The sequence below is a fragment of the Janthinobacterium sp. BJB304 genome, from assembly GCF_002735765.1.
GTDB lineage: Bacteria > Pseudomonadota > Gammaproteobacteria > Burkholderiales > Burkholderiaceae_D > Janthinobacterium.
The window spans coordinates 117,034-132,364 of the sequence record NZ_PDZN01000011.1 but is presented as its reverse complement, the minus strand read 5'-3'; the positions used below and the strand labels follow the sequence as shown (position 1 = coordinate 132,364).

General features: G+C 62.8%; 14 protein-coding genes. 9 read left to right on the top strand and 5 right to left on the bottom strand.

Going from position 1 to position 15,331, the window contains the following annotated elements; all coding sequences use genetic code 11:
* Positions 1 to 29: 29 nt before the first annotated feature.
* From CSQ95_RS15005 to CSQ95_RS14995, 3 genes are read right to left on the bottom strand one after another with little or no spacing between them, the layout of a single operon-like run.
* Positions 30 to 1,127 carry an ABC transporter substrate-binding protein gene (locus CSQ95_RS15005; RefSeq protein WP_070219147.1) on the bottom strand — a complete coding sequence of 366 codons (1,098 nt, stop codon included), beginning with the start codon at positions 1,125 to 1,127 and terminating at the stop codon, positions 30 to 32.
* Between the two features lie 43 nt (positions 1,128 to 1,170).
* On the bottom strand, positions 1,171 to 2,166 hold the full coding sequence (locus CSQ95_RS15000; protein WP_070219146.1) for a tripartite tricarboxylate transporter substrate binding protein: 996 nt from the start codon (positions 2,164 to 2,166) through the stop codon (positions 1,171 to 1,173).
* 3 nt (positions 2,167 to 2,169) lie between these two features.
* Positions 2,170 to 3,231 (bottom strand): porin, encoded by a 1,062-nt coding sequence (locus tag CSQ95_RS14995; protein WP_099410072.1) that lies wholly within the window; start codon positions 3,229 to 3,231, stop codon positions 2,170 to 2,172.
* Between the two features lie 214 nt (positions 3,232 to 3,445).
* On the opposite strand from CSQ95_RS14995, the gene CSQ95_RS14990 reads away from it, so the two are divergent.
* The 4 genes from CSQ95_RS14990 to CSQ95_RS14975 all read left to right on the top strand — a co-directional run bounded on the left by CSQ95_RS14990 (position 3,446) and on the right by CSQ95_RS14975 (position 6,883).
* Positions 3,446 to 4,168: a response regulator gene (locus CSQ95_RS14990; protein ID WP_070219206.1), complete on the top strand. Its 723-nt coding sequence runs from the start codon at positions 3,446 to 3,448 to the stop codon at positions 4,166 to 4,168.
* A 2-nt stretch (positions 4,169 to 4,170) separates the two neighbouring features.
* A complete protein-coding gene (locus tag CSQ95_RS14985) occupies positions 4,171 to 5,658 on the top strand; it encodes a sensor histidine kinase N-terminal domain-containing protein (RefSeq protein WP_373632036.1) in 1,488 nt (495 codons plus the stop codon).
* Between the two features lie 168 nt (positions 5,659 to 5,826).
* Entirely contained in the window at positions 5,827 to 6,387 is a 561-nt protein-coding gene (locus CSQ95_RS14980; protein WP_071653794.1) for a porin, read from the top strand.
* Between the two features lie 142 nt (positions 6,388 to 6,529).
* Positions 6,530 to 6,883 (top strand): ribonuclease E inhibitor RraB, encoded by a 354-nt coding sequence (locus CSQ95_RS14975; protein ID WP_083293510.1) that lies wholly within the window; start codon positions 6,530 to 6,532, stop codon positions 6,881 to 6,883.
* 67 nt (positions 6,884 to 6,950) lie between these two features.
* Here the strand turns inward: CSQ95_RS14975 and CSQ95_RS14970 are convergent, their stop codons facing one another.
* Positions 6,951 to 8,273 (bottom strand): homoserine dehydrogenase, encoded by a 1,323-nt coding sequence (locus tag CSQ95_RS14970; protein WP_070219142.1) that lies wholly within the window; start codon positions 8,271 to 8,273, stop codon positions 6,951 to 6,953.
* Positions 8,274 to 8,347: 74 nt separating this feature from the next.
* Positions 8,348 to 9,577 (bottom strand): pyridoxal phosphate-dependent aminotransferase, encoded by a 1,230-nt coding sequence (locus tag CSQ95_RS14965; RefSeq protein ID WP_034750427.1) that lies wholly within the window; start codon positions 9,575 to 9,577, stop codon positions 8,348 to 8,350.
* Positions 9,578 to 10,000: 423 nt separating this feature from the next.
* On the opposite strand from CSQ95_RS14965, the gene CSQ95_RS14960 reads away from it, so the two are divergent.
* The 5 genes from CSQ95_RS14960 to CSQ95_RS14940 all read left to right on the top strand — a co-directional run bounded on the left by CSQ95_RS14960 (position 10,001) and on the right by CSQ95_RS14940 (position 15,330).
* A complete protein-coding gene (locus CSQ95_RS14960) occupies positions 10,001 to 10,393 on the top strand; it encodes an Mth938-like domain-containing protein (protein WP_099410071.1) in 393 nt (130 codons plus the stop codon).
* Positions 10,390 to 12,063 (top strand): glycosyltransferase family 39 protein, encoded by a 1,674-nt coding sequence (locus CSQ95_RS14955; RefSeq protein ID WP_099410070.1) that lies wholly within the window; start codon positions 10,390 to 10,392, stop codon positions 12,061 to 12,063. Before CSQ95_RS14960 ends, CSQ95_RS14955 begins: the two co-directional genes overlap by 4 nt.
* A gap of 206 nt (positions 12,064 to 12,269) precedes the next feature.
* A complete protein-coding gene (locus tag CSQ95_RS14950) occupies positions 12,270 to 13,406 on the top strand; it encodes a DegT/DnrJ/EryC1/StrS aminotransferase family protein (RefSeq protein ID WP_099410069.1) in 1,137 nt (378 codons plus the stop codon).
* A gap of 11 nt (positions 13,407 to 13,417) precedes the next feature.
* Entirely contained in the window at positions 13,418 to 14,413 is a 996-nt protein-coding gene (locus CSQ95_RS14945) for a glycosyltransferase (protein ID WP_099410120.1), read from the top strand.
* Positions 14,413 to 15,330: a formyltransferase gene (locus CSQ95_RS14940; RefSeq protein ID WP_099410068.1), complete on the top strand. Its 918-nt coding sequence runs from the start codon at positions 14,413 to 14,415 to the stop codon at positions 15,328 to 15,330. Before CSQ95_RS14945 ends, CSQ95_RS14940 begins: the two co-directional genes overlap by 1 nt.
* Position 15,331: the final 1 nt, after the last annotated feature.

Genomic DNA, 15,331 nt, shown 5'->3' with positions numbered 1-15,331 from the left:
GCGGGCGGCCAAGACGGCATTGGCTATTTTTACTTCTTGCCGGCGGTCTCTTTCCACTGCTTCAGGAACGCCATGCGCTTGGCAGGTCCCAGAAATTGCAGGATGATCGGGTGCACGGGAATCGGCTTGACGTTGGCCGCGCCGATTTCCTTGATCAGTTCCGCCGATGTCGTTTCGCCCGTGACGTCGGCGCGGATGGCGAAAAGCTTGGCGCCGTTGGCGATGATGGTCTGGCCGCGGTGCGACAGAATGTAATCGAGCCACAGCTTGCTGGCGTTGACGTTCTTCGCGTTCTTGTTGATGAACTGCACGCGCGACAGGATCAAGGTGTAATCCTTGGGCAGCACCACGCCGATCGACGGATCGGTCTTGGCGCGCACCAGGGCGTAGGAGCCGAGCACGTTGTAGCCGATCAGGTTTTCACCGGACGAGATGCGCTCCATCATGGTGCCCGTCGACGACTGCACGCGCACCTTGGCCGTGCCGAACGCGTTTTGCAGCGCCAGGAACTGCGGATATTCCTTCGCATCCTGCGCCATGAACATGAAGCCGACGCCCGACTTTTCGATGTCGTAGGTGGTGACCTTGTCCTTGAATTTCGGCGTGGCGATCAGCTTGACGAAGTCGTCGTGATTCTTCGGCACTTCCTTCGGATCGAGCAGGCGCTTGTTGTAGACGATGGCGGCCGGCTCGAACGTGGTGCCGTAGGCCTGGTCGTCCCACATGGCCCAGCCGGGGATCTTCGCCGCTTCGACCGACTTGTATTTCAGGGCGTAGCCGTCGGAGGCCAGGCGCATCTGCAAGTCCATCGCCGACGACCACATCACGTCGGCCGTATTGCCGCCGGCGGCCACTTCGGAAATGAAGCGGTTGTACACTTCCGTCGAATTCATGTCGTTGTATTCGACCGAGATGCCCGGATACAGCGCGCTGAAATCCTTGATCAGGGGCGCGGCGGCCTTGCTGTCGGTGGCGCTGTAGATCACCACCTTGCCTTCCTTCTTGGCCGCGTCGATGATCTTCTGGTAGTCGGCCGGATAACCTGCCGGCACCTGGGCGAAGGCGGCGCCGGTGGTACCCGCGAAAGCGGCTGCCAGGGCGATGGCGAGTATGGTCTTGGTTTGCATGGTTTGTCTCCGTCTGTGATTGTTGTATGGTTTGCTATTGGCTTCAGCGCATCAGGCCCAGTTCGGCGGCCTGCCTGGAATAGCGTTCGACCGCCTGGTTCACGTACTGCGTCAATTTGTCTCCCGTCAGCGCGAACGGATACATGCCCGCCTGCGTGCGCCACTGGGCAAACTGCGGCGTGGCCATGGCGCGTTCAAAACTGGCCACCCAGCGCTGGTAATCCGCTTCCGGCACCTGTGGCCCCATCCACACGCCGCGGATGATGGGCCACACCACGTCGATGCCCTGCTCGCGCGCCGTCGGTACGCCGGCCAGCACGCCGGGCAGGCGTTTTTCCGACAGCACCGCCAGCACGCGCGCATGGCTGTCGCCCGCATTCAGGGTCGCTTCCGAGGTGTCGCCCGACATCACCTGCACGTAATCGGCCTGCATCGCCGTGAATATCTCGCCGCCGCCTTCCAGTGCCACGAAGCGCAGCACTTTCGGGTCGATGCCGGCCTTGCGCGCCACCAGCGCCATCTTCAGCCAGTCCTGGCTGCCGATGGTGCCGGACACGCCGATCAGCACCTTGTCGGGGTGGCGCTTGAGCGCGGCGATCAGGTCGGCCAGGGTCTTGTAGGGCGAGTCGCTGCGCACGGCGATCATGCCGTAGTCGGCGCCCAGCGCCGCCACCCAGCGCACGTCGCCCGTCTTGGCGTTGCCGAACTTGCCTTGCGCCAGGTTCAGCAGCGAGCCGCCCGAAAACACCACCAGGGTGTTGGCTTCGGCACGCCGGCGCTGCGAGCCCATCGAACGCCACGCCACCGCGCCGATGCCGCCGGGCAGATAGCTGATGCGCACCGAGGACGCGAACGGCGCTGCCGCCGCCGGATCGGGCTGCAGCAGCCCTTTCTGCGCCAGCTTGCAGGTCAGGTCCATGGCGCCGCCCGGCTTGGACGGCACCACGCAATCGACTTCAGGCGCGGCGGCTGTTGCCGGCGCGGGCAGCAGCGCCGACAACAGCAGCAACGACAGGAACGCGGTGCGCGGCATCGTCATGCCTTAGAAGCGGTGCTGGATGCCGGCGATCAGGCCGCGCTGCGTGTCGCCGAAACCGGCATCGTCACGCGACAGGCTGACCAGCTGGTTGTGCTTGGCCTTGGCATAGGCGCCGGCCACGTACAGGTCGGTGCGCTTGGACAAGGCATAACGCACGCGCGCCACGTACATGATCGGATCGGCATCGAGGTTGGCCGCCACGTTTTTCACGTCCTGGTAGTAGATCACGCCCGTCAGGGTGATGACCGGCGTGGTCTTGTAGCTGACGCCGCCCCAGTACAGGGTGCCGCGCACGTCGGCCTTGCCGGCTGCTGCCGGATCGAGCTTGTAGTCGCGCGCCGCCGCCTGCACTTTCCACGGGCCGTCGTCGTACATGGCGCCCAGGTGGTACACGGTGGTCTTGTCGCGCGCGCCGCCGGCGATGGCATTGCCGTTCACCTGTTCATACGTGGCCAGCAGGCTGACGGGACCCGTCTTGTAGGTGACGGCCGTCGACAGCTTGGCGCTGTCCGAGCTGCCCGTCGACTGTTCGCCGAAGCCGTACGATGCGCCATAGCTGAAGTCGCCCGTCTTGCCCGAGTACTTGACCATGTTGTCGAAGGCCGTCGTCATGCCGTACTTGCTCGGCCCCGTCGCGTTGGCCGAGGTGGCCCACGAATAGAACGGCGCATAGGCCATCGGATCGAATGGCAGCACGAAGTCGTACACGGTGGTGAACGAGCGTCCCAGCACGACGCGGCCAAACGCGCCTTCCAGGCCCACGTTGGCCTGGCGCTTGAACAGCGCGCCGTCGGCCGCGCCCGTGTCGACCAGGATGCCGCCTTCCAGATTGAAGACGGCTTTCAGGCCGCCGCCCAGGTCTTCGCTGCCCAGGATGCCCCAGCGCGAGGTGTTCATGCCACCCGAACTGACTTGCGTCATCGAGCTTTTGTTCGGACCGGCGTTGCTGGTGTTGCTGATGCCGGCGTCCAGGCGGCCGTACAGGGTGACGTTCGACTGGGCGTGGGCGCTGCCAGCGGCGGCGAGTACCGCCATGGCGGCCAGCGAGAATGCAGTTTTCTTCATGTAGAGTGTCTCCCTTAGATATAGTTATTAGTGATATGCCTGATCAATTTCATGAATCAGGATCACACTATATGATCGTGATCCTTTCAATTCGCTTTCAGACTGACAGGTGTCGCCGGCCAGCCACAGGCAATACCAACAAATTCACTGCGGCCCCTGTCGGCGGCGTGCCGAGAGGCTTACACTGCACCAATTCAAACGAATGGCGGAGACCATGCGCATATTATTAGTGGAAGACCATCTGGAGCTGTCGCACTGGCTGGCAAAGGCCCTGCGCGACGCGCACCTGACGGTGGAGACCGCCCACAACGGCGCCGATGCCGACGCCCTGCTGCATACGCAGGAATATTCCCTGGTGCTGCTCGACCTTTCCCTGCCGAAGATGGATGGCCTGGACGTGCTGCGCCGCCTGCGCGCGCGCGGCGGCACGCGCGGCAAGACTCCCGTCATGATACTCACGGCGCGCGGCGGCCTCGATGACAAGGTGCAGGGCCTGAACCTGGGCGCGGACGACTACATGGCCAAGCCGTTCGAACTGGCCGAACTGGAAGCGCGCGTGAAAGCCCTGCTGCGCCGCAGCCAGGGCAACGAAGCGCTCGTGCACACCTGCGGCGCCCTCAGTTTCGACACCGTCACGCGCATGTTCAGCTATGCCGGCGCCCCTTTTCCCCTGACGCCGCGCGAACACGCGGTGCTCGAAGCGCTGATCACGCGCTCGGGACGCGCCGTCTCGAAGGAAAAGCTGTTCGACGAAGTCTTCGCGCTGGCCGACGACGCCAACCTGGACGCCATCGAACTGTATATCCACCGCGTGCGCAAAAAACTCGAGAACGGCGTGGAAAGCGGTTCGCCCGACGGCGCCGTCATCACCACTCTGCGCGGCATCGGCTACCTGCTGCAGCCGCGCAGCGCGATGGCGCCCGCCGCCTCAAAATGACCGTGCGCGCCCCCAGCCGGCCCCTGTTCGAGCGCCTGCGCCGGCGCTGGGCGCAGGGCCGGCCGCTGGGCAGCCTGCGCAGCCAGCTGCTGCGCTGGCTGCTCATCCCGCTGGTGATGCTGGTGCTGCTCGATGCCGTTTTTGTCTACCGCAACGCGCTCGACGCGGCCGACATGGCCTACGACCGCTCCTTGCTGGCGTCGACGCGGGCGCTGGCCGAGCGCGTCTCCATCGTCAACGGCAAGGTCGTGGCCGAAGTGCCCTATGTGGCGCTCGACAGCTTCGAGACCGATACCCTGGGCCGCATCTACTACAAGGTCACGGGCATCAACGGCGAACTGGTGTCGGGCTACGGCGACTTGCCGCCCGTGCCGAAAAACGTGCCCCGTTCGCAGAATTATCCGGCACTGGTGCGCTTCTACCACGCCGACTACCACGGCAAACCGATCCGCATCGCCGCCCTGCTGCAGCCCGTGTACGACGACTCGATGCGCGGCATCGCCCTGATCCAGGTGGCCGAAACGCTGGATGCGCGGCGCGGCCTGTCGAACCAGATCCTGTTCGACACCCTGATCTGGCAGGCGGCGATGGTGCTGGTGATGGGCGCCCTCGTGTGGTTTGCCGTGCGCCTGGTGCTGCAGCCGCTGATGCGGCTGAAAACGGAGGTCGAGACGCGCGCCCTGTCCGACCTGTCCGACGTCGATCCCGCGCTGGTGCACAAGGAAATGCGTCCGCTGGTGAGCGCCATGAACGGTTCCATGTCGCGCCTGCAGCAGCTGATCGCCAGCCAGCGCCGCTTCATCGCCGACGCCTCGCACCAGCTGCGCACGCCGTTGACGGTGCTGAAAACCCAGGCCGAACTGGCCATGCGCGAGTGCGACCGCCAGGCGGGCGCGCCGCCGGACATCGCCGCCCTGCGCGACATCGTGCGCTCGATCGCCGTCACCACCGATTCGACCGTGCTGCTGGCCAACCGCCTGCTGACCCTGGCGCGCATCGAGCATGGCGGCGAAAATCTGGCGATGGACACCGTCGCGCTGCGCGACGTGGCGCAGCAGGTGGGACTGGAAATGGCCATGGCCGCCGTCACCAAAAATATCGACCTGTCGCTGGAAGCGCCCGACGAGGCGCCCGTGCATGGCCAGGCGCTGCTGCTGCATGAACTGGTCGCCAACCTGGTCGACAACGCCCTGCGCTACACGCCGCAGGGCGGCAGCGTGATCCTGCGCGTGCGCGGGGGCGGTCATGGAAACGAAACGGTGCTGGAAGTGGAAGACAGCGGCGCCGGCATCCCGCCGGCCGAGCGCGAACGCGTGTTCACGCCGTTTTACCGCGTCGGCGCGGCGCTCGAGAGCAACCCCGGCGGCGCCGGTCTGGGCCTGGCCATCGTGCGCGACATCGCCGCCCTGCACGGCGCCAGGCTGGAACTGGCGACGGCGGCGAATGGGCACGGATTGAAGGTCAGCGTGCATTTCGGCGGCGCCGCATGAGGTACCAGACAGATATGTCTTCGATATTCAATGTTGCACCAAAACAACAAGTACATTATTTGTAATATTTTTTGAATAATTGCCTTACATAAACATATTCATCCCTATACAATTCGGTTCCCATTAAGCGGCGAGGCAGTCTCCCCGCATTAATTATCTAGGATTAATATGAAAAAGCAATTGTTCGCAGTAGTCGTTGGCGCCGCCCTGGCATTCCCTTTGTTTGCACAAGCTGAAAACATTTATGTCGGCGCGAATGTCGGCCGTTCGGAATTAAAATTGTCGGGTGACGAAGTTTCGGGCAAAGAAAACAAAACCGGCTTTAAAGTTTACGCTGGTTACGACTTCACGCCTAACTTCGGCGCAGAAGCCGGCTACGTCAATTTCGGCAAACTGAAAGAAAGCGAAGGCAAGGAATCGCTGAGCATGGAAACCAGCGCTTTCTACGCAGCAGCCACGGCTACACTGCCACTGAACGAACAGTTCTCGCTGTTTGCAAAAGCTGGCGTCACGCAAAACCACACCAAAGTGAAATTGAACCTGGTCGGTTTCAATGCCAGCGAATCGAAAAACAAAACCGCCGCCCTGTTTGGCATCGGTGCTGCTTACAACATCAATAAAAACCTGTCGGCCGTTGCTGAATATGAAAACTTCGGCAAAACGCTGAGCCAGGATGGCATGAAACTGAAAGCTGACCTGCTGTCGATCGGCCTGCGCTACAAGTTCTAATTCACGCTTGCGCGAATGAATCTCCTGTCGATGTAATGGCGGATAAGAAACCGGCTGCACAGCCGGTTTTTTTATGGGCGCGTGGCGCGTCACGGGCACCGATGTTAAGATCGCGCCCTGAAATCGACCGAAAGATCCCGCCATGATGACCAAAGACGACGTAACCGAACTGTTTGCCAATATCGCCGAGAACGCGCCATGGGACCTGTCCCAGCCGCTGCTGTGGGGCTATTACTTCACCAACCCGACGTCCGAACCGCTGGAACAGGCCGCCACCTTGCTGGCGCTGCAGGGCTACCGCCCCGTGGAACTGTACCAGCCCGAGCTCGACGATCCGGCGGCACCGCCCGTGTGGGTGCTGCACGTGGAAAAGGCCGAAGTGCACGGCGTCGACAGCCTGCACGCGCGCAATGGAGAACTGATGGCGTTTGCGCAGGACAACCAGCTGGCCAGCTATGACGGCATGGACGTGGGCCCCGTCGGTACGGCAGCGTAATCCGACGACATTACGCATAAAAAAACGGCGCCCGCAGGCGCCGTTTTGCATGGATCGCTGACAACGATCAGCTGAGGTTTTCCAGGCGGATCTTGGTGACCGTGCCCACCACGCTGTTCAACGCTTCCATCTTCTCGATGGCGGCCGTGACGTTCTTTTCCTGCGTCTGGTGCGTCAGCATGATGATGTCCGTATGCGTCTCGCCCTCGGCCGGCTCTTTTTGCAGCATGGCGTCGATCGAAATGCCGCGCTCGGCCAGGATGCGCGTCAGGTCGGCCAGCACGCCCGGCTGGTCGGCCACGTGCATGCGCAGGTAGTAGCTGGTGGTGATTTCCGACATCGGCAAGATCGCGATATCGGTCATCGCGTTCGGCTGGAACGCCAGGTGCGGCACGCGGTGTTCCGGATCGGCCGTGGCCAGGCGCGTGATGTCGACCAGGTCGGCGATCACCGACGAAGCGGTCGGTTCGGCGCCCGCGCCACGGCCCGAGTACAGGCTGGCGCCGACGGCGTCACCGTGCACCAGCACCGCGTTCATGGCACCTTCCACGTTGGCGATCAGGCGCTTGGCCGGGATCAGGGTCGGATGCACGCGCAGCTCGATGCCTTCCACGCCATTGACGGTGGCGCGCTTGGTGATGCCCAGCAGTTTGATGCGGTAGCCCAGCTGCTCGGCGTAGCGGATGTCGACGGCATTGAGGTTGCTGATGCCTTCCACGTAGGCCTTGTCGAACTGCACCGGAATGCCGAAGGCGATCGCCGACATGATGGTGGCCTTGTGTGCGGCGTCGACGCCTTCGATGTCGAAGGTGGGGTCGGCTTCCGCGTAACCGAGTTCCTGCGCCTGTTTCAGCACGGTGGCGAAATCGAGGCCCTTGTCGCGCATCTCGGACAGAATGAAATTGGTGGTGCCGTTGATGATGCCGGCGATCCATTCGATGCGGTTGGCCGTCAAGCCTTCGCGTAGCGCCTTGATGATGGGGATGCCGCCGGCGACGGCCGCCTCGAAGGCCACCATCACGCCCTTGTCCTGGGCGGCGGCGAAGATTTCGTTGCCGTGCACGGCCAGCAGCGCCTTGTTGGCCGTCACCACGTGCTTGCCGTTGGCGATGGCCTGCATCACCAGGGTTTTCGACAGGTCGTAGCCGCCGATCAGTTCGACGACGATGTCGATCTCGGGATCGTTGACGATCAGGTAAGGGTCATTGACGACCTTGCAGCCGCCGGCGACGAGCGCTTCGGCGCGCGCCACGTCGCGCACAGCGACGGCGACGACGTCAATGCCGCGGCCCGCGCGGCGCTTGATTTCTTCCTGGTTGCGTTTCAGGACGCTGAACGTGCCGTAACCGACGTTGCCCAGGCCCAGCAGGCCGATCTTGATGGATTTCATAGTTGTGCTTGACTGCTCATAAGTGGCGCCCCCTTGGGCGGCGCCAGGTTGATCGAGATTGCTGCTGCTGGCTTTCAGCCCCGGCCGTGACGCTTGCGATAGCCTTCGAGGAAGCGCGCAATGCGCCCCATGGCCTCGGTCAGGTCATCGGAGTTGGGCAGGAAGACGACGCGGAAATGGTCGGGCGCGATCCAGTTGAACCCCGTGCCCTGCACGATCAGGACCTTGGCTTCGGCCAGTAATTCATAGGCAAACTGCTGGTCGTCGGCGATCGGGTAGATCTCCGGGTCCAGGCGCGGGAACATGTACAGCGCGGCCTTCGGCTTGACACAGGTGACGCCGGGGATATCGGTCAGCAGCTTGTGCGCCAGGTCGCGCTGTTTCAACAGGCGCCCGCCGGGCCCCACCAGGTCTTGTATGCTCTGGTAGCCGCCTAGCGCCGTCTGGATGGCAAACTGCCCCGGCGCATTGGCGCATAGCCGCATCGAGGCCAGCATGTTGAGGCCCTCGATGTAATCTTTGGCGTGGCGCTTTTCGCCCGAAACCACCATCCAGCCGGAACGGTAGCCGCAGGAGCGGTAATTCTTCGACAGGCCGTTCATGGTAATGAACAGCACGTCGTCGGCCAGCGAGGCGATCGACACGTGCTCGGCTTCGTCGTACAGCACCTTGTCGTAGATCTCGTCGGCGAAAATAATCAGTTGGTGCTGGCGCGCCAGTTCGACGATCTGCAGCAGCACGGAAACCGGATACAGCGCGCCCGTCGGATTGTTCGGGTTGATGACGACGATCGCCTTGGTCTGCGGCGTGATCTTGCGGCGCATGTCCTCGATGTCCGGATACCACTCGTTCTGCTCGTCGCACACATAATGCACGGGATTGCCGCCCGACAGGCTGACGGCGGCCGTCCACAACGGATAATCGGGCGCCGGCACCAGCACTTCGTCGCCACTGTTGAGCAGGGCGTTCATCGACATGACGATCAGTTCGGAAGCGCCATTGCCCAGGTAAATGTCATCGATGGTCACGCCGGCGATATTCTTGCCCTGCGTGTAGTGCATGACGGCCTTGCGCGGCGCGAACATGCCTTTCGAATCCGTATAGCCGGCCGCGTTCTGCAGATTGAGCATCATGTCGCGCACGATCTCGTCGGGCGGATCGAAGCCGAATACGGCCAGATTGCCGATATTGAGCTTGGTGATCTTGTGGCCTTCTTCTTCCATTTGCCTGGATTTTTCCAGGACCGGGCCGCGGATGTCGTAGCAGACGTCCGCCAATTTATTCGATTTCTGAATCGGTCGCAAAATAAATCCCTGTCGTGATGCGGCGCGGAGACTTGAGCTTGCAGCGTGGCCGCCGCGCCAGAACTATGAACCCGTGAAACTGCGATGCGAAAGACTGCAAGGCGAAAACAACCATTCTCGCCGAAAACAGGCCATTTTATCAAATTAAACATGGCGAACTGCAGCATTTGACGCCGATTCTGCCACGCCGGCGCAGCTGGACGACTATCGGGCGGGCGCCATCTTCATCTTCCCTTAATCTTGCAGCATTACCATGGCGCCAGCATGCAGCGCCACTGTGGTGCCGAACATTGCAATTTGGAAAGGATGTTGCTTTTCAGTCGCTCTTTTCTGTCATTTATGGCATGCTTACGCCCTTGGCCGCGGCACCCAGTTTGGCCGCGCGCGTACCGATCAACCGACACGACCAGCCCCGATATCGCCATGAAACTCCACGCCAGCAGCACCCAACAATACCAGACTGTCACCGGCTATGACGAAAACGGCGTCGAGATCAATGCCCAGCCGTACAACTACAGCCTGATCGTCATGCCGGAAACGCCGCCACGCGCGTGGGAAGTGGACAGTTTCGAAGAATTGAACGAGGCGCATTTCGCGCAAATCCTGGCCGATGCGCCCGACGTGGTCATCCTCGGCACGGGCGAGCGCCAGCGCTTCGTGCACCCGAAGCTGACGGCCGCGCTGACCATGCGCCGCATCGGCGTCGAATGCATGGATAGCCAGGCTGCCTGCCGCACCTACAACATCCTCATGGGCGAGGGCCGCAAAGTCACCCTGGCACTGATCCTGGCCCCGGCCGCAGGCAAGGCTGCATGAAAATCAATGTCAACGAACTGCACTCGTCGCGGGTGCTGATGTGGTCCCTGCTGGGCATCTTCATCGTCGTCACCCTGTATGCGCTGGGCGTGCGCACCCTGGTGCCGCCCGACGAGGGCCGCTACGCCGAGATGGCGCGCGAGATGTTCGTCACGGGCGACTGGATCACCACGCGCCTGAACGGCATCAAGTACTTTGAAAAGCCGCCGCTGCAAACGTGGATGAATGCGCTGACCTTCGCCGCCTTCGGCCTGGGCGAGTGGCAGGCACGCCTGTGGACTGGGCTGTGCGGCATCATCGGCGTGTGCATGACGGCCTATGCGGGCAAGAAAGTGTTCGGCCCGCGCGTGGGCCTGTATGCGGGCCTGGTGCTGGCGTCGAGCCTGTTCTGGCTCGCTTCCGGCCAGATCAATTCGCTGGACATGGGTCTGTCGGGCATGATGACCCTGACCCTGGGCAGCTTGCTGATCGCCCAGCGCGACGACGCCACGGCGCTGGAACGGCGCAACTGGATGCTGGCCTGCTGGGCCGCCATGGCGCTGGCCGTGCTGGCCAAGGGCCTGATCGGCATCGTGCTGCCGGGCGCCGTGCTGGTGCTGTATTCGCTGTGTGCGCGCGACTGGCGCATCTGGACGCGTCTGCACCTGGTCAAGGGCTTGCTGGTGTTCTTTGCCATCGCCACGCCGTGGTTCGTGCTGGTCGCCCTGCGCAATCCGGAGCAGCCGCATTTCTTCTTCATCCACGAGCATTTCCAGCGTTTCCTGATGAAGGGCCACAAGCGCGAAGGCGCCTGGTACTACTTCCTCGTGCTGCTCATTCCCGGCATCTTGCCATGGATAGGCCTGCTGCCGCAAAGCCTGGCCGCCGCCTTCCAGCGCCAGCAAGGCGCCTTCCAGCCCCGCTTGATGCTGCTGGTCTGGGCCGTCTTCATTTTCTTCTTCTTCAGCTATTCGACCTCGAAGCTGCCCGGCTATATCGTGCCCATCTTCCCGGCGCTGGCCTTGCTGGTGGCGCTGTACCTGGAATCGGCGTCGCGCCGCCAGCGCCTGTTCGCCGCCGGCCTGCTGTGCGTGCTGGGCGCGGCCATCCTGATCGGCGGACCGATCGCGTTCAGCAAGGCCAGCGCGCGCGATCCGGCAGCATTGATCGCATTGAAAGGCTACCAGCCATGGCTGATGGCGGCCGGCTTCTTCGCCCTGGCCGGCGGCGCCCTGGCTTTGCTGCATGCGCGCCAGCTGCGCCGCGACATGACGGTGCTGACGATCGCCGGCGCCGGCTTCCTGGCCACGCACTGCATCCTGGCCGGCTCCGAACTGTATGGCCAGAACCGCGCAGGCACCGACATGCTGCCGCAGATCCAGGCCGAACTGACGGCCGATACCAAGCTCTATTCGGTCGGCATCTACGAACAGTCGCTGACCTATTATCTGCAGCGGCCCGTGATCCTCGTCGATTACTGGGATGAATTCACGTTTGGCCTGAAACAGCAGCCGGAACTGTCGATCCCGAACATCGAGCCTTTCATCACGCAATGGACGAACGATGCCAACGCCGGCGTGCGCGACATGGCCATTATCAGCCTGGGCCGCTACAAGGAATTGCAACAACGTGGCGTACCCATGCGTGTCATTGCCGAGGACGCGCGCCGCATGGTCATTGCCAACAAATAATGTTTAACTGGGGCGCGAGGCAGCACGGATCGCGCCCCCGGCCAGCTTGCCCCGCCCCCGCATCGGCATGATTTTTTCACCGCTGAACCGGCTGCGCCGCCATACTGACGATATAAAATAGCCATGCCTGCCGGCCGCTTTTCACCGTACGGCAGCCTCGGCGACACAGATACCCTGACACCATACCGACTCAAGAACCGCGCCCCATGACCTCTACCCTGCCCTTTTTGCCTTTTTCCAAACCCACCATCGATGAGGCGACCATCGCCGCCGTCGGCGAGGTGCTGCGCTCGGGCTGGATCACCAGCGGCCCGAAAGTGCAGGCATTCGAAGCCCAGTTGTCCGAGTATTTCGGCGGGCGTCCCGTGCGCACCTTCAATTCGGGCACGTGCACCATGGAAATCGCGCTGCGCATCGCCGGCATTGGCCCCGGCGACGAAGTCATCACCACACCCGTGTCGTGGGTCGCGACGGCCAACGTCATCATCGAAGTGGGCGCCACGCCCGTGTTCGCCGATATCGATCCCGTCACCCGGAATATCGACCTCGACAAGCTGGAAGCGGCCATCACCCCGCGTACGAAAGCCATCATCCCCGTTTACCTGTCCGGCCTGCCCGTCGACATGGACCGCCTGTACGCGATTGCTGAAAAGTACAAGCTGCGGGTAGTCGAAGACGCGGCGCAGGCCTTCGGCTCCGAATGGAAGGGCAAGCGCATCGGCGCGTTTGGCGACTTCGTCTCGTTCAGCTTCCAGGCCAACAAGAACATCACCACGGGCGAAGGCGGCTGCCTCGTCCTGAACAACCTGGAAGAAGCGAAGCTGGCCGAGAAATACCGGCTGCAGGGCGTCACCCGCAGCGGCGTCGACGGCATCGACGTCGACGTGCTGGGCGGCAAATACAACATGAGCGACATCATGGCCGCCATCGGCCTGGGCCAGTTCGCCAATATCGACGCCATCACGGCCCACCGCCGCGCGCTGGCACGCCACTATTTCGCGCAGTTCGGCAGCGACTTCGAAGCGCAGAGCGGCGCCCGGCTGCCCGTGCAGGACTTTGAAAACAGCAACTGGCATTTGTTCCAGATCATCCTGCCCGACAATGGCCCCGGCACGCGCGCCGCGTTCATGCAGGCCATGGCGCAGCAAAACGTGGGAACGGGCTATCATTACGCACCGATCCACCTGTTTACCATGTACCGCGAACGCGGCTTTACCGAGGGCATGTTCCCCGTCTCGGAACAGATCGGCCGCCTGACCGTGACCTTGCCGATGTTCTACGCCATGACGACACAGGACGTGGAACGCGCCGTCGCCACCGTCAAATCCATTCTCATCAAATGAGCAGCGCGCCGATGAAACCTGAACTGTCCGTAATCATTCCGATCTACAACGAGCAGGATGGCCTGGCCAGCCTGTTCGCCCGCCTGTATCCGGCCCTCGATGCCTTGCAGACGAGCTACGAGATCATCTTCATCAATGATGGCAGCCGCGACAACTCGGTGGCCATCCTGGCGGAACAGTTCCGCCAGCGCCCCGACGTCACGCGCGTGATCTTATTCAACGGCAATTATGGCCAGCACATGGCCATCCTGGCCGGCTTCGAAGCCTCGCGCGGGCAGATCATGGTCACGCTCGACGCCGACCTGCAGAACCCGCCCGAAGAAATCGGCAACCTGGTGGCGAAGATGCGCGAAGGCTACGATTACGTGGGCTCGATCCGGCGCAAGCGCCAAGATTCCGCCTGGCGCACCCTGGCATCGAAGATGATGAACCGCCTGCGCGAACGCATCACCAACATCAAGATCACGGACCAGGGCAACATGCTGCGCGCGTATGGCCGCAATGTGATCGACCTGGTCAACCAGTGCGCCGAAGTCAACACCTTCGTGCCCGCCCTCGCCTACACGTTTGCCCGCAAGCCCACGGAAATCACCGTCGAGCACGAGGAACGGGCCGCCGGCGAGTCGAAATACTCGCTGTACAGCCTGATCCGCCTCAATTTCGACCTCGTCACGGGCTTTTCGCTGATTCCCCTGCAAATCTTTTCCATGCTGGGCATGGCGATGTCGCTGGGCTCGGCGCTGCTGGTGATCTTCCTGCTGGTACGCCGCTTCCTGCTGGGCGCGGAGGCCGAAGGCGTGTTCACCCTGTTCGCCATCGCCTTCTTCTTCATGGGCGTGATCCTGTTTGGCATCGGCCTGGTGGGCGAATACGTGGGACGCATCTTCCAGCAAGTGCGCGCCCGTCCCCGCTATGTGGTGCAAACCATCCTGCAGGATGGCATGGTCCAGGCGGAAGCCGAGGCGCCATCGTACGTGCGCCTGGAAAAGCGCCAGGTGAGCCGCTGATGGGCGCCCCGCGCGCCGTCGTCTTCGGCTACCACAATGTGGGCGTGCGCTGCATCAAGGTGCTGCTGGCCGGCGGCGTCGATATCGCCCTCGTCGTCACGCACGAAGACAGCCCCACGGAAAACCTGTGGTTCGAATCCGTCGCCAGCCTGTGCCAGGCCGAAGGCATCCCGTACATCACGCCTCCGGACGCGCGCGCGCCCGAGCTGCTGGCGCAGGTGCAGGCGGCCAGGCCGGACATGCTGTTCAGCTTTTACTACCGCCACATGCTGCCGGCCAGCCTCCTGGAAGTCGCGCCCGCCTACAATATGCACGGCTCGCTGCTGCCGCAGTTCCGCGGCCGCGCGCCCGTCAACTGGGCCGTGCTGCATGGCGCCCCGCAAACGGGCGCCACCCTGCATGAAATGACGGTCAAGCCCGATGCCGGCGCCATCGTCGCGCAAACGGCCGTGCCCATCCTGCCCGACGACACGGCGTTCGAAGTCTTCGGCAAGGTCACGGTGGCGGCGGAGCAAACCTTGTGGAACGTGCTGCCAGCCTTGCTGGACGGCACGGCGCCGCGCCAGCTCAACGATTTACGCCAGGGCGGCTACTTTGGCGGCCGCACGCCGGAAGACGGCCGCATCGACTGGAAGTTACCCGCGCAGCAGGTGTACAACCTGCACCGGGCCGTCGCGCCCCCGTATCCTGGCGCGTTCACCGAAGTCAACAATGTCGTTTACACCATCGAAAAAGCCCGTTTAAGCAAGCATTCAGCAGGAAGTTTGCCAGCGGGCTTGGCGGTAGTGGATAATTGCATCTTTGGCGTCTGCGGAGACGGCCGCATGCTGGCCATTTCCGCGCTGAGGGCTGCCGGGGAGCCGATTTCGGCTCAGCAATTGCAAGCAAGTCTGACCGCCCGCGTCAGCACACACTGAT

Coding starts and splice junctions, on each gene's coding strand:
- CSQ95_RS14975 (WP_083293510.1), top strand. CDS start 6,530: ATGATGACCAAAGACGACGTAACCGAACTGTTTGCCAATATCGCCGAG.
- CSQ95_RS15000 (WP_070219146.1), bottom strand. CDS start 2,166: ATGACGATGCCGCGCACCGCGTTCCTGTCGTTGCTGCTGTTGTCGGCG.
- CSQ95_RS14995 (WP_099410072.1), bottom strand. CDS start 3,231: ATGAAGAAAACTGCATTCTCGCTGGCCGCCATGGCGGTACTCGCCGCC.
- CSQ95_RS14945 (WP_099410120.1), top strand. CDS start 13,418: ATGAAACCTGAACTGTCCGTAATCATTCCGATCTACAACGAGCAGGAT.
- CSQ95_RS14960 (WP_099410071.1), top strand. CDS start 10,001: ATGAAACTCCACGCCAGCAGCACCCAACAATACCAGACTGTCACCGGC.
- CSQ95_RS14940 (WP_099410068.1), top strand. CDS start 14,413: ATGGGCGCCCCGCGCGCCGTCGTCTTCGGCTACCACAATGTGGGCGTG.
- CSQ95_RS14980 (WP_071653794.1), top strand. CDS start 5,827: ATGAAAAAGCAATTGTTCGCAGTAGTCGTTGGCGCCGCCCTGGCATTC.
- CSQ95_RS14950 (WP_099410069.1), top strand. CDS start 12,270: ATGACCTCTACCCTGCCCTTTTTGCCTTTTTCCAAACCCACCATCGAT.
- CSQ95_RS14970 (WP_070219142.1), bottom strand. CDS start 8,273: ATGAAATCCATCAAGATCGGCCTGCTGGGCCTGGGCAACGTCGGTTAC.
- CSQ95_RS14955 (WP_099410070.1), top strand. CDS start 10,390: ATGAAAATCAATGTCAACGAACTGCACTCGTCGCGGGTGCTGATGTGG.
- CSQ95_RS15005 (WP_070219147.1), bottom strand. CDS start 1,127: ATGCAAACCAAGACCATACTCGCCATCGCCCTGGCAGCCGCTTTCGCG.
- CSQ95_RS14990 (WP_070219206.1), top strand. CDS start 3,446: ATGCGCATATTATTAGTGGAAGACCATCTGGAGCTGTCGCACTGGCTG.